Origin of the sequence: Streptomyces sp. BK022, assembly GCF_004217355.1 — a bacterium.
GTDB classification, from domain to species: domain Bacteria; phylum Actinomycetota; class Actinomycetes; order Streptomycetales; family Streptomycetaceae; genus Streptomyces; species Streptomyces griseoluteus.
Map to the genome: position 1 here is coordinate 863,942 of NZ_SHKU01000004.1, position 13,765 is coordinate 877,706.

The 13,765-nt window shown below is 71.0% G+C and carries 10 protein-coding genes; 1 reads left to right on the forward strand and 9 read right to left on the reverse strand.

The annotated features are described in order from the left end of the window. Positions 1-220 precede the first annotated feature (220 nt). The 8 genes from EV284_RS20695 to EV284_RS20725 all read right to left on the reverse strand — a co-directional run bounded on the left by EV284_RS20695 (position 221) and on the right by EV284_RS20725 (position 11,220). Positions 221-4,756 (reverse strand): non-ribosomal peptide synthetase, encoded by a 4,536-nt coding sequence (locus tag EV284_RS20695; protein WP_130336240.1) that lies wholly within the window; start codon positions 4,754-4,756, stop codon positions 221-223. A gap of 498 nt (positions 4,757-5,254) precedes the next feature. After that, positions 5,255-6,589: an MFS transporter gene (locus EV284_RS20700; RefSeq protein ID WP_130336242.1), complete on the reverse strand. Its 1,335-nt coding sequence runs from the start codon at positions 6,587-6,589 to the stop codon at positions 5,255-5,257. Then, entirely contained in the window at positions 6,589-7,206 is a 618-nt protein-coding gene (locus EV284_RS20705; protein WP_130336244.1) for a helix-turn-helix domain-containing protein, read from the reverse strand. Before EV284_RS20705 ends, EV284_RS20700 begins: the two co-directional genes overlap by 1 nt. 232 nt (positions 7,207-7,438) lie before the next feature. Beyond that, entirely contained in the window at positions 7,439-7,744 is a 306-nt protein-coding gene (locus tag EV284_RS33685) for a transposase (RefSeq protein ID WP_207229085.1), read from the reverse strand. Then, a complete protein-coding gene (locus tag EV284_RS20710) occupies positions 7,708-8,535 on the reverse strand; it encodes an ISAs1 family transposase (RefSeq protein WP_207229086.1) in 828 nt (275 codons plus the stop codon). The genes EV284_RS33685 and EV284_RS20710 overlap by 37 nt, the downstream gene beginning before the upstream one ends. 174 nt (positions 8,536-8,709) lie before the next feature. Further along, the gene (locus tag EV284_RS20715; protein ID WP_130336246.1) at positions 8,710-9,855 is read right to left on the reverse strand and encodes a beta-eliminating lyase-related protein; all 1,146 of its coding nucleotides are present in this window, start codon (positions 9,853-9,855) and stop codon (positions 8,710-8,712) included. 242 nt (positions 9,856-10,097) lie between these two features. After that, positions 10,098-10,709 (reverse strand): HEAT repeat domain-containing protein, encoded by a 612-nt coding sequence (locus tag EV284_RS20720; protein ID WP_165425592.1) that lies wholly within the window; start codon positions 10,707-10,709, stop codon positions 10,098-10,100. Positions 10,710-10,824: 115 nt separating this feature from the next. Continuing rightward, entirely contained in the window at positions 10,825-11,220 is a 396-nt protein-coding gene (locus tag EV284_RS20725) for a hypothetical protein (RefSeq protein ID WP_242625745.1), read from the reverse strand. Positions 11,221-11,593: 373 nt separating this feature from the next. On the opposite strand from EV284_RS20725, the gene EV284_RS20730 reads away from it, so the two are divergent. Beyond that, positions 11,594-12,088, forward strand: coding sequence for an EF-hand domain-containing protein (locus EV284_RS20730; RefSeq protein ID WP_165425593.1), 495 nt, complete (start codon positions 11,594-11,596; stop codon positions 12,086-12,088). Positions 12,089-12,347: 259 nt separating this feature from the next. Here EV284_RS20730 and EV284_RS20735 read toward each other — a convergent pair whose 3' ends face one another. Continuing rightward, positions 12,348-13,409, reverse strand: coding sequence for a cytochrome P450 (locus EV284_RS20735; protein WP_130336252.1), 1,062 nt, complete (start codon positions 13,407-13,409; stop codon positions 12,348-12,350). Positions 13,410-13,765: the final 356 nt, after the last annotated feature.

Below are 13,765 nucleotides of genomic sequence, written 5' to 3' on the forward strand. Positions count from 1 at the left end.
GGGGGGGGTCCCGGGGCGCGGCACCAAAGGGCCCCGCTGGGCCCCCCCCACCTTCCCGGGCGCCCCGCGGGGGCGGGCGGGGGCCACCCCCCCGGCCGGGCCCCGGCGGGTCTCCCGCAGGGCCTCCACCCGCGGTGTTCGACAAGCCGCGGACCACGCCAGTACCACCGCGGGCGGCCGTCCGACCGGACGGCCGCCCGCCGTCGAGCGCCGGACCTCCCTACAGCATCGTCCGGAGCGCAGCCGCCGGCCCGCCGGCGTGCGACACCATCAGCCCGAGCGCCCGCACCACCCGGTCGGCCAGCGTACGGACCAGTGCCGGGTCGAGTCCCCCGTCGTGGAAGGCGAACCGGAGCGCGACCGGCTGACCGCTCTCCACCAGGAGGGTGAGCGAGAGCGGGTAGTGCACCTCCTCGTACCCGAGCCCCCGCTGGAACGTCCGGGCGGAGCCGGCGTCCGACACGTCCTCGACGACGAAGACGGTGTCGAAGGGCTCGCCCTGCGCACCCGGCACCCCGCGCTGGAGGTCGGCCAGGGAGTGGTGCCCGTGGCGCACGGTGTCGCTCAGCTGGTCCCTGAGGCCGGCCAGCGCCGCCGCCACCGTCGCCGGACCGGCCGGATCCCAGATGACCGGCACGGTGTTCATCACCAGCCCCACGACGCGGTCGATCCTCGCGAGGTCCCAGCTCCGCCCGTCGACCACGCAGCCCACCATGACGTCGTCCCGGCCGACGGTCGCCGACACCGTGACCGCCCACGCCGCGAGGGTGGCGATGGCAGGTGTCACACCGTGCGCACTCACCAGACGCTCGAAGTGTGTCCTGGTGGCCGCCGGCAGGTCGAGGGTGAGCAGGCGCTCCCCGCCCCCGGCGCCATGGCCGCGCGGCGCGAGATAGCACGCACGACTGCCCGCGAGCCGACGCGTCCAGTACGTGCGCGCCTCATGCTGCCGCTCCGGGTCGCGCAGCCACTCGACGTAGCGGCGGTAGGGCACCGGCGACGGCAACTCCTCTGCGCCGCCCGGCAGGGCCCCGTACAGCCGGCTCGCCTCCTCGGTCAGCACGCCGACGCTCCAGCCGTCGATCCACAGGTGATGGCAGTTGAGCACCACCTTCAGCCGGTCACCGGCACGCGCCACCGTCACCCGCGGGCGCCAGTCCCTGCTCCGGTCGCTCGCCGTGTCGATGAGGTCCTCCGACCATTCGGCTGTCGCGATCTCCACCGACTCCGCCGGGTGCACCACCTGGACCGGCCGCTCCAGACCCTGCCAGTGCACGCTGCTGCGCAGCACCGGGTGCCGCCGGACCAGCTCGCGCCACACCTCGGCCACCACGGCCTCGTCCAGGCCGGGAGCGCACTCGATGACGTGACACCCCCCGTAGCCGCCGCCCGTCAGGCTGTGCAGCAGCATTCCGCTCTGCAGGGGCGTGAGGTCGTACAGGTCCTCCGCGCGGCCGGCCTCCTTGAGCACCTGGTCCAACTGCTCCCGTGTGACCGAGGACAGCGGGAAGTCCGACGGCACCCGCGCCGCGCGTGCCCCCGGCCCGCGCCGGACCAGAAGTTCGACGGCGCTCAGGCAACGCCGTGCGACCGACTCGATCGTCTGCCTGCTGTGGAGCGTGGGTGCGTAGAGCCAGCGGAAGGTGAGCCGGTCGTCGGCGACCTCCACTTCGAGCTCGATGTCGTGGCTGCGCTCCTGGCGGGCCGAGCGCTCCTCGCCGGCCGCGCCCATGACCGCGCTGAAGCTCACCGCCTGGAACTGGGTCTCCAGATGGCCCGAGTAGTTGAACATGATCATGCCCGGGTTGGTGGGGGCGGCCTCGATGTCGCACTCCAGCCGGCCAGAAGGCCCGGCGGTCATCGCGTGTCGCACCCGGTGCACCGCCTCCCGCAGACCCGGGTCGCTCTCCGTGTCCAGGGAGAACGAGTCCAGCGTCACCCGGTGAATGCCCGCGAACCAGCCCACCGCGGCAGTGCGGTCGGGTCCGGGAACGCGGCTGTCCCGGCCGTGCCGTTCCACGTCGAAGGCCACCGACGGCAGGCCATGGGCCGCGCTCAGCGCGTCGGTGAGCGCCGTCAGGAGCACCGCCTCCACCGGGCTGCCGTAGTCGGTCGGCGTCATCCGCAGCAGACGTCTGGTGGCGGACACCGACAGCCGCGTCTCGACGCACTCGGCACCGCCCACGGTGTTGGCGCCGTCCGCGACTTCCCGGGGGAGGGACACCGGCTCGGGCCGCCCGTCCTGGCCGCCTCCGGACCGGGCGGCCGCGCGCGGTCGTACGGCAGCCAGTGCGCCCGCCCACTGCGAGAAGGCGAACGAGTCCTCGGACAGGCCGTGTTCACGTCCGGCCACAAGGTTCGTGTACGCGACGTCCAGATCGCGCACGATCGTCGGCCAGGAGAAGGTGTCGACCGCGAGGTGATGGACGGCGATCAGCAGCAGGCTCGGGCGTCCGGCGCCCGAGATCAGCGCGGCGCGCAGCACCCGCCCGCTCTCGATGTCGAGCGAGCGCTGCAGTTCGTCCGCCACGTCCCGCAGCCCCTGGTCACCACCGGCGTCCTGATCGAGGAAGACCTCGGACAGCAGCTCGAACCCGGGCGGCGCCTCGCCGGCCTCCTGCTGCCACCGGCCGTCCTCGCGCGAGAAGCGCAGCCGGAGCGCGTCGTGGGCGTCGACCAGCGCCTCGAGAGCCGACTCCAGCGCGAAGACCTCGGGCTCGCCCTTCCACTCCAGGAGGACCGACTGGTTGTTGTGGTCCCGGTCCACCGGCTCACGATCGAAGAACCACTGCTGGATCGGTGTCAGGGACAGCGGCCCGCTGACGTCGACCGTGGTGTCCTCCACGGTGTCCGCGCGCACCACCAGTGACGCGAGCGCGTGCAGCGTCGGACTGCGGAACACGTCCGTGAGGCTCAGCTCGTAGCCCTGCTCACGCAGCTTCGAGGCGAGGCGGACCGTGGAGATCGAGTCGCCGCCGAGCTCGAAGAAGTTCGCGTCGGGCTCCACCGAGGCGACGCCCAGGACGGACTTCCACGCCTCGCGCAGCACGTCCTCCACGCTCTGGGCCGCGTGGCCGGCAGCGACCTGCTCGGGCTCGGGAATCCGCGGCGCCAGTGCGGAGCGGTCCACCTTCCCGTTCGCGTCGAGCGGGATCGCGTCCACCGTGGCGTACTGCCGCGGGACGGCGTAGTCCGGAACCTGTTCGGCCAGCCACGAGACCAGCCCCTCCGGCACACTCCCGTCGACGACGAGGTAGGCCTTCAGCACGAGCGGCGCGTCGGGGGCGCTGCGGTGGCCCACGACGGCCGCGTCACGGATGTCCGGGTGCCGCCGGAGCGCCGACTCGGTCTCGCCCGGTTCCACTCGGTAGCCGCGAATCTTCAGCTGGCGGTCCGACCTGCCCAGGAAGACCACGTTGCCCCGGTCGTCCCAGGCGGCCCGGTCGCCGGTGCGGTACATCCGGGCCCCCGGCTCAGGTGCGTAGGGGTCGGGAACGAACTTCTCCCCGGTCAGCTCCGGCCGGCCCAGGTAGCCGCGGGCACAGCACACCCCGCCGATGAAGATCTCACCCTCCGCGCCCTCGGGGACCGGCCGGAGGTCGTCGTCCAGGATGTACATCGAGGTGTTCTCGATCGGCTTGCCGATCGGGATGGTCTCCCCGGAGAAGCCGTCCGGGGTCATGAAGAAGGCGTTGGCCACCGAGGCCTCGGTCGGCCCGTACTCGTTGAGGACGGGCGTCGCGGTGTCGAGGGCGCGCCAGCGCCGCAGCGACTGCACCGGGAAGAGGTCCGCCCCCACAGCGAGCAGCCCCGCCAGGCTCCGCGCCCCGTTCGCATCGGTCATCGAGGTGATCAGGTCGAGCTGACCGGGCGTCAGCTTGATGAACCCGTACGGGCCCGAGGACAGCACCTCGGATATCTGCGCCGGAAGATCCTGGTCGTCGGGGACGAGCCGCACCGACTGGCCGCACCACAGGGGTGCGTAGATGTTGGGCACCACCATGTCGAAACCGACCGAGGAGAAGAGCGGAGCACCGTCGGTGCCGAGCCCGGTGTAGGTCTCGACGGCCCAGTCCAGGTAGTTCGCCACCCCGTGGTGCGGGCACATCACGCCCTTGGGCCGGCCGCTCGATCCGGAGGTGTAGATGACGTAGGCCAGTTGCTCCGGCCTGACCTCCTCGTCCAGGTTGCCCCGCTCGGCCGGGCCGGCGGTCCCGAACGACTCCAGCAACTCGTGAACACACAAGGCCGTCGAGCCGGCGAACTCCTTGTCGTCGCGGTGGGCGGCGTCCGTGATGACGACCGTGGGCCGCACGTCCTCCACGATGTGCCGCCGCCGCTGGTCCGGGTCACCGGCCGACAGCGGCACGTACGCGCCACCGGCCTTCATCACGGCGAGGAAACTGACCAGCAACTCCACGGACCGCGGCAGACACACGACGACCAGGGACTCGGCTCCGACGCCGTGGGCGCGCAGCCGGCGTGCCAGGACGTTCGCCCGCGCGTTGAGCTCCTCGTAGGTCAGCTCCAGACCTCGCACGCGCAGCGCGATGCCGTGCGGAACGAGCGCGGCCTGGGCCTCGAACCCGCTGTGGATCGTCTTGGCCCGGATGGCACGCCGCGGGGCCCACCCCGCGAGGGCGCCGCGCGAGGTCAGGGCCCCGCGAGCACGGGGCTCCGCCGCAGGGGCGAGCACCGCTGTGCCGGACCCGGCCGCCGGATCCGGAGATGTCGACCCGCTGGACTCCGTCATCATGTCTCCAAGCTTTGATCGGCCGATATCTGACTCAACCCCTCGTGCGCGCGGCCCGGATCGTGGAACGGAAGCAGGGCACGATCACTCCGGCAGCTCGCACTCCGGATTTCCGTGTGCCCCGACGCCGGCCCTGTCGTCGGCGCCAGGCGTGAGAGGCCCACAGCGGTGATGTGTGATCAATCGATCTGAGCGATCCGACAACTGCTGCGGCGCTCCACAGGCGGGGGAGGCTGCGGCAGCGGACGCGAGGAATATAGGTCCCGGCGAGCCGGCCCCGCACGCGCAGACATTGCCGCGCAGGCGTCGCGGTCCCCCTCGGACAGAGACGTATCCGCTGCTCACCGCCGCTCCGTCTCCTCCGCGGAGACGAAGTTCCAACTCGGTTCCACCCGGGGGGTGACAGGGACCGCGTGCGCACCGGCGCCCCGCCGTCACGCGGGGCGCCCTGGTCACCGGAGGGCCGTCCCACAACCCCCGGCGGACGCGCGACGAGCGGCTTTACGGCGCTGCCGAGGGAGACTCGGCCGGGGTGACGTGCGGGCTCCGCCCGGCTCGTCCCCCACCGCGGTGGCGGTCCATCTCACGCCATTCCGGGCGCAGGCCCGTGAGGTTGGTCGTCAGGAAGTACACGGCGCCCGCGATCAGGAGCGCGGGGGTGAGACCCGTTCCCGCGACGACGGCGCCCGCGAGGAGACCGCCCAGGGGAATCCCGGCCCAGGTGATGGCGTCGCCGATGCCCTGCGCCCGGCCCATCATGTCGGGGGGTATGCGTTCGTATGTGACGGCGCCGATGATCGGGTTGATGAAGCCGCCGCCCAGGCCGCCCAGGCCTATCACCACCGCCACGCACCACAGCGGCACGTCCGCCGTCAGGATCAGGAACCGTGGCGCCCCGGTGACGAGCCAGCCGAGGAAGAACACCGGCCGGCGTCGCAGCCGATGGGCCACCGCGGCGGCGACGAGGCTGCCGACCGTCGCCGTGACGCTGAACGATGCCAGCACCAGCCCGATGGTGGCAGGACCGTAACCCGACCCCGCGGCCCAGACCGGGACCAGCACGGCCACATACGCGGCGTCCAGCAGATTCGTGACGCCGAGCATGGCGTAGAGCGCCAGCAGTATCGGCTGGCCACGCAGGAACGCGAAGCCCTCCCGCAGGCTGTGCCAGTAGCCCCCCTGGGTACCGGCCCCGGCCTCCTCCGCTCCGGCAGGGTGCTTCTGCGGCCGCCCCATGCCCTTGGGCAGCGCTACGGCGATGATCAGCGAACCCAGCGCGAAACAGGCGGCGTTGACGCCCAGCCCGACCATGGGACCCACCAGCCCCACCAGAGCGCCGCCGGCGGCAGGCCCCACGGTTCCCGCCAGTCGCTCGAAGACGCCCTGCAGCCCGGTCGCCCGTTCCAGCGGCACCCGGCTGAGTTCGGCCGCCTGCGGGATCATGACGTCCTTCGCCAGGTCCCCGGGACTGCGGACCGTGCCGATGACCGCGACCAGCGCCAGCAGGCCGCCGAAGGAAAGCAGCCCTTCGGCATGCAGAAGGGGGATCAACAGGGCGGCGGTCGCGCTGACGACATCCGCGATCCAGGAGATCCGGCGGGGCCCGATCCGGTCCACCGGCGGCCCGGCGAAGGCCTTGACCACCACATAGGGACCCATCTCGCAGAACGCGACCAGACCGGTCTGCGTCGCGCTGCCCGTCGTGACCAGCACGAACCACGGAATGGCGATGGCCGAGATCCTGGTACCGCTGTGTGCGACCAGCAGTGCCGCGAGAACCCCTCCGAGCGGCCGTAACCGCCCCCGGCCGGCGGCTTCGGTCTGTTCGTAGCCCATCAGTCCTCCTCCTGCGGGGATATGTCCCCTTCCGGCAGCACCTGGAAGTTCACCCACACCCGCTCGGTCCCCCGGGAGTCCTCCGCGGCAGACGTCCGCGGGTACCGGTCGATCACGGACCGGATCTCATCGCGCAACTCCTGGGCCTGCGCGGGGGTGAGCCGGAGCGTGGCGTCGCTCATGTCGAACACCTCCCGCCACGGCCGGGGCAGCGTCTGCAGACCGTTGAGCCCTTGCTGGGTGCGCAGGACGTACGCGCTGTGCACCGACCGCAGATAGGCCAGTGCCGCCTCCGGCTCGTGTTCAGCGAGATCCTCGTGGTCGAAGCGCGTGAGCTGGTGGACCGAACGCCACCACCGTTCCCGCGCGTTCCCCCTCTCCGTGTCCTCCGCCACGAAGCCGGCCGCGGCGAGCCGGCGCAGGTGGTAGCTCGCCGTACCGGAGTTCACCTCCAGCCGCTCCGCGAGCCGGGTGGCCGTCGACGGGCCGTGCTTGCGCAGCAGCCCGACCAGCTGAACGCGCACCGGATGCGCCAGGGCCCGCAGCCCCTTGGCATCCAGGACGACCGAGTCCTCTTCACCGTCCGGGCCGTCCGGCCTCTTCGCCGCATCTGTCATGGGCCGTACGATAATCCGCGAAGAGTTCTTCGCAAAGAGTTCTTCGCGAAGAACTCTTTGCGATCCAGCGGCGAGGAGCTTCTCGCGCTCGCCAACCGCAGCGAGCCAAGCGCCGCTTGCCGCCGGCCCCACACACCGCCAGATGCCCTTGCGTGGGGGCACGGGCCGGGGACCCGGGCGTCGGCTGGTGCAGGGACGTTTCAAAGTCGCGGTGATCATGTAGACCTGCTGGTCAGGAGATGTTCAGTAGGTCCAGCGGCCGGTTAAAGGGGTCGTAGGAGGCGTGGCGGAGGCCAGCGGCGATGTTGCGGTGTCCGGCGGCGCGGAGCGCGTTGATCGCCAGATTGCGCAAGGGGGCCATGTTCCCGGGCCCGTGGCGGGTGCGGATCTTGGAGGCGTCCTCGCCGAAGGTGGTGTCGCGGACGAAGTGGAGCCGGTTCTCGATGGTCCACTGTGACCGGGCAAGCCGACCGAGCCTCTGGGGCGAGGCTTGTTGCGAGGTCAGGTCCGTGATCGCGTAGGGGTCTGTCGGCTGCACCTGCCGGCCTTGAGGTCGGTGCGGTGACGCAGGATGCGCACGGCCAGGGCGGCATGGGGGAAGTCCAGGCCGAGGCCGGTGACGGTCAAGGCCCCGGTCACGCGGGTCTCCTTGCGGCCATGCCCGGTCTCGCGGTCGTAGCGCCGTGCGGTCACCTCCTTCCACGGCAGCGACCGGAGCCTGCTGTGCAGCCCGGGTTGGTTGGCCTTGACCACCAACAGGTAGTGCGCCTTCTTCTCCTCCACCAGGAAACGCACATGGCCCCGCTGAGTGTGCAGAGCGTCGGCCGTGACCGTGACCTCGGTCAGGTCGTAAGGCTCCAACAGCGCGGCGAAGCACGTGATTTCGTTTGTCTTGTTGGGAACCCGCAGCTGGGTGACGGTCCTGCCGTCGCAGGTCATCGCGGCCAGCAGGTGGGCGGCGGGGCTCTGACCGTGCCGCGAGCCACGGGCGGCCTTGCCATCCACGGCCACCGAGTCCGCGCCAACGGGATCGGCGCCGGTCAGGTCCGCCAGGCCGCCGGGGCACACAAGGCTGATGACCCGTCGGATCGTGGCGGCACTCGGCGCGACCCGCACCCTCAGCGGACCAACCACGCGGGCACCTAACCGGGCTAGGGCGTGCTGCGGAGCACTCGCGGACCACTGGTCGATCGCCGCATACGAGCGCGCGCCGGCGACCACAGCCGAAGCGGCAACCAGCGGCACCGCCACAAACGGGTGACGCACACCGCGCTGCCGACGCGGATCGGGCAGCATCCGCAGCCGCTCCACCAGCGAGAGCCCGGCCACACCCTCCGGAGGAGGCGACTTGACGAGACAGCCGGTGGCAGACGGACGGCACATCGAAGCTCCGGTGGGCGTTGGGAAGGAGCGTTCGGCTGCCACAGTGTGGCCCGCGCCACGCCTACCCGTCCAGCACCCGTATCCGACCCGGGGCCTGTTTCCGCACCGACTCGTGTTCCGTCAAGAGCTCTCAGGCAGCCGACTGGTGAACGCTGTCACTGCCGCCATCACGTCCTCCGCTGTCCACTCCAGTCCCTCGGCCGCCACCGTCACTTCGGTGACCCCGATGTCGGGCGGTCCCCCCGGGGCCGGGAACCATCGGTGGAACAGCGTCGTCCCCGTCTCCTCGGCCAGCCGTACCGCGGCCTCCGTCAACACGGTAGGGGCGTACGGCAGCCATACCTGGAACCGGTGGATGTGAGGCACCCCGGGATGCACCCGGAACCACGGCACCCCTGCCGCCTCGAACCCCTTGGCCAGTGCCGCCGCGACCACCTTCGCGTGCGCCACATACTCCGGCAACCGGGGCAGCTCCCTCTCCAGCCCCAGCAGCGCGTTCAGCACCGCCGGATACTGGTGGAAGAGATCGCCTCCGTAACGATGACGCCAGGCCCTCGCCTCGTCGATCAGCGACCGCGGTCCCACCAGCGCCGCGCCCGACATCCCGCCCAGCGACTTGTAGAACGACACATACACGCTGTCCGCGAGCGCCGCGATCTCCTGCACAGGACGGCCGAGGTGCGAGGTGCACTCCCAGATCCGCGCCCCGTCGAAGTGCACGACCGCGTCCCGCTCCCGGGCCGCATCCACCACGTCGGTCAGCTCGTCCCACGTCGGCAGGACGAAACCGGCCTCGCGTAGCGGCAGTTCCAGCATCAACGCACCGAAGGGCTCGTCCAGAGCGCGGACCTCGTCGGCCGTCGGCAACCGGGACTGGGTCGTCGGATGCACGGTACGCAGCCCGCTCACCGCCGAGAAGGCGCCCCGCTCGTCCGTCTCGGGGTGCGACCGGGGATGCAGGGCCACGGTGCGGTTCCCGGTCCGGCCCGCCCAGCAGCGCAGTGCGACCTGCTGGGCCATGGTGCCGGTGGGGAAGAAGAGGGCGGCCTCCATGCCCAGGGTGTGGGCGGTGCGCCGCTCCAGTTCTCCGACGATGCCGTCGCCGTACATGTCGACCCAGTCGTCCACGCTGCTTGCGTAAGCCGCGAGGTCGGCCATCCGGTCGCTGATTCGGTGCTCGGCGGCGATGCGGGAGAGCACCCGCGTCGCACCGCGCCATGCGGCCAGTCTCCGGAGCCGTTGATCCGTGCCTGGGTTGTCGGTCATCCACCGATGATCGCGTACGGAGCCGGGTGCGTCACCGAAGTTTATCGAAGCTCCCGTGGATCAGGGCGACTTGGGAAGGTCACCCCGTTCAACCGGAGCTTCGTTGCGTACGTGACGGGCCAGCGGGACGGCTCTGGCCTGCGGACTCACGTGATCACCAGGACTTTGAAACGCCCCTGTCGGCTGGTGGCCCACCGCGCGCCGCCGCTCGACCGCCGCGCCCCGCGGTGGTGTCCGGTCTCTCAGAAGAGCAGGTCGTGGACGGGTGCGTAGACGGTGGCGGTGGTTACGGCTGCTTCGATCCGGGCGCGGCTGTCGGGGTCCTCCTCCACACCGGCCCGCTCGGTGAGGGCGGGCACGGTACGGCGGTCCGTCGCCCAGCACGTGGCCAGCAGCTGAGCCGCCGCCACCCGCACGTCAGGGTCGAGAGGTTGGTGAAGCTCTTCCAGCAGGTACTCGAAGCAGCTCTCGGACGTGTCCTCGAGGACGCGACGGCGGAGGGCGGCCAGGGGGCGGACACGGGCCGGCGTGGTCGGCCAGAACGACTCAAGGCATCGCTGTGCGGCCGTTCGCACGACGTCGCTCGGATCGTCGTCGGCCAGTGTCGCGATGAAGGACCGCACGCTGTCACTCGGACTCCCGATCTGGCTCAGCCTCACGAGGGAAGCCACTCGGCACCGGTCGTCCGGGTCGCTGACGGCGCTCCTCCGGAGGGCCTGCAGTACCTGTGGCTCGGCGTCCAGGTAGGCAAGGTGGTCCGGCACCGTCTGGCGTAGCGCCGGATTGGCTTGCGAGCGCAGGCTGTCGATGAGGAACGAGCGGGCATCGAGGTCTTCGCGAGCGATGCCGCGCAACGCGACCAGTACCGAACCCCGCACCGCGGCGTGGGGGTCTTCCGTTCCCCGGCGCTTGATCAGCGCGCGCGTCGGGGTCGGCGGGCCACGCCGCGTCCGGAGTGAAGCGCCCCGTTCAGAGATCCTCGCTACCCGGGTAGTGGTGGCGGAGTTCGCCGAGTACGCGCTCGTCGACAGCCCTCACGTCCCACGAGGAACTGTCGAACTCGGTGAGGGAGACGACCAGTTCGTCCCCGGCGAACCCACGTGCCCGGGCGTCGATCAACTGGAGGAAGGGGGTCGTCAGCGACAGCAACGTCAACGTGCCCATGCCGCCGTCGGCGGAACGCCTCGCCATCTCGGCACAGCGAGGGTCGACGACCTCGTCGAACTCGATGCGCCAGGTCAGGTCCAGGCCGAAGCTGCCGAGGCGGACCAGGAGTTCGGCCAGCGTCACGTAGTGCTTTCCGTGCCAGGCGGGAAACGTGATCCCCTTCATCCCTGCTTCCACCTCAGCCGTATCGCGTGCCATGCGATCCCCTTCGTTCCAGCGAACGGTAGAGCATGTCCCTGATCAGCTCGAACGGGCCATCGGACAGGGCCGGCGGACCACTGAGCAGAAGCTTTCTCACAACCGGCGTCGATCACGACCCGCCCCACCGGCTCCGCTGGTCCGCTCGGGGGCACCATCGAGCCCGAGCCGGCCCCTGCCCCCGGACACAGGCAGGCGGGGGCTGGCCCGGTGACGAGGGGCAGGATGCGCAGTCCTCCGGAGGGAGCTGCTCCCTGTTCGTCTCATCGGGTGGCTCCGGCGTGAGCCACCGTGTCACAGGCCGGCCGGCCACTAAGTTCGTCGGCGGATCACGGCTCGGCCGACATTCTGACGCGGAAGGACGATGCCCATCATGGGTGCATACACGACGCGGGTCCTCCAGCTCTTCGACCGCCTCGACGCCGACAGGTCCGGTGAGATCAGCGTCGGGGACCAGCGGAAGGGGCAGACGGAGGCGGAGAAGGCGGTCACCGCGGACCTCATTCGCCACCTCGTCACGGCCGCCGACGCCAACAAGGACGGCAGGGTGAGCACGAACGAGCTGCTCGCCTACATCGAACGCGCCGCGGTCGGCAAGCGCGTCGACGAGATGCCTGCCTACCTCACCGCGACCGCGGACGCCGTCTTCGGCCTCATGGACACCGACAAGAGCGGGAAGGTCGACAAGGCCGAGTTCGAGCAGTACCTGAAGGCCCACAACCTCAACGTCGGCGCCGAGTTCAGCCAGCTCGACCGCGACGGTGACGGCTCGCTCACCAAAGCCGACCTGCGCACCGCCATGCTCCACTTCCTCGCATCTCCCGATCCCGCCCCCGAGCAGTGGCTCCTCGCCCTCTTCACCAGCTGACAGGATCTATCCGTGCGGCCGGTTCCTGGTGCACGGTGTGCGGACGGGCGCGATGCGATCCCCGAGGTGGGACCCCTGACCGGCCCTTCCCTCCGCTCCTGTGACGGCGGGCCCCGCCGACCCTCCCGTCCTCCCCACGGGAGGGTCGGCGGCTGCCCGTGGACGCACGGCCTGCGAGGCACGGCGGGCGCCCGGGGTGTTCGTCTGGTCCGGCCGATGGTGATGTTCCGTCAGGCCGCTGAGCGGGCAGCGGCCGGCTTCATCCCCGCGCTCGGGCGGCCCGGACCATGCGCACGTCCTCGACACCCAGGAGACCGAGGAGTGGCACCTTGCCGGTGGTCTGCTCGGGGTCGACCATGAGCCCCGACCGGCGCACGTGGTCCAGGAGCAGTTCGGCGAGCGGCATGACCATGTGCCGCCCCCAGCAGCGCTCGGACGAGTGGCCGAAGGGAAGGTATCCGGGGGTGTTGTCGGGGTCCAGGTCGTCCCAGCGTTCGGGGCGGAAGCTCTCGGGGTCGTCCCAGAGGCCCGGGTCGCGGTGGGACAGCAGGGGCAGCACGAGCACGTCGTCGCCGGCGCCTATCCGCTCGTCGATGGCGGGGTACTCGGGCGAGGCGTTGCGCAGGATGTTCCAGGAGGGTGGCAGCAGGCGCAGCGACTCCAGGATGATGTTCCGGTTCGGCGTCGCGTCGTCGAACGGGGCCCCCAGCCACAAGGCGTTGGCCACGAGCGTGGAGACGGTGAAGCAGACCGGTGCGGCGGCCCTGCGGTACATGCCCATGGCGTACCGGCGCTCCTGGTAGCCGGTGGCCTCGGCCGTCCGGGCGGCCAGTCCGGTGAGGCCCTCGTCGCCAGGCCGGGGCCAGCCGGGCAGCGCCGCGCCGATGGCGATGACCGTCCAGGTGAGCTTGGGCGTCAGTTCCAGATAGCGGCTCATGAGCATGCGCAGCCGGCGGGGGTCACCGCCCAGGATGATGTCCCGCAGGAAGAGGTGCCCGGCCAGCGGCCAGGAGCCCGACAGGTCGACGGTCTCGCGCAGTGGACCGGTCAGGGCCCGCCGTACGTCGTTGGCGACGGTGCGGGTCACCGAGGACGCCTCGGTGCGGGTGATGGAGCGGCCGTGCAGCGGCTTGAACGTCGGCCGTTCCGACTCCGTGGCCCGGCGCGCGGCGAGCACTCGGTCGGTGATCTCCGGTCCGGCGACCCCGATCGTGTCCGGCTCCAGACGGAAGACGTCCTGGCCGAGGTGACCGCTGATGAGTGCGGCCAGCCGCGGGGCGAACACGGTGGTGCGTGTACGCGTGGCGGATGACGACGGCATACGTTCTCCGGTGCGGTCGGCGGCGGGGCCGGTCGGGGGCTCGACGGGCTGGGAGGGGCGAGGGGAGACACGGTGGCGGGCATCGTCGCCCGGTGGCCTCCTTGGGGGAGGACCGGACAACGATGTCGGACCGCCGGTGGATCAGTACCAGATGTACCAAGCGCTGGCCTTGAGACTCTTACCGGCAGCGACCTTGTTGCGAAGGGCGAAGAGCAGCTTCATCGAGACACCTCCGTGTGGGATGAGGAACGCCGGGAGACTTCCCTGGTCCGAATAGCGGATATGCGCCACCGTTCCCCAAAACTTCTCCCACGGCGATTTTCAGGCATCTCGCGACGGCTTCGCGCGCCTTGGAG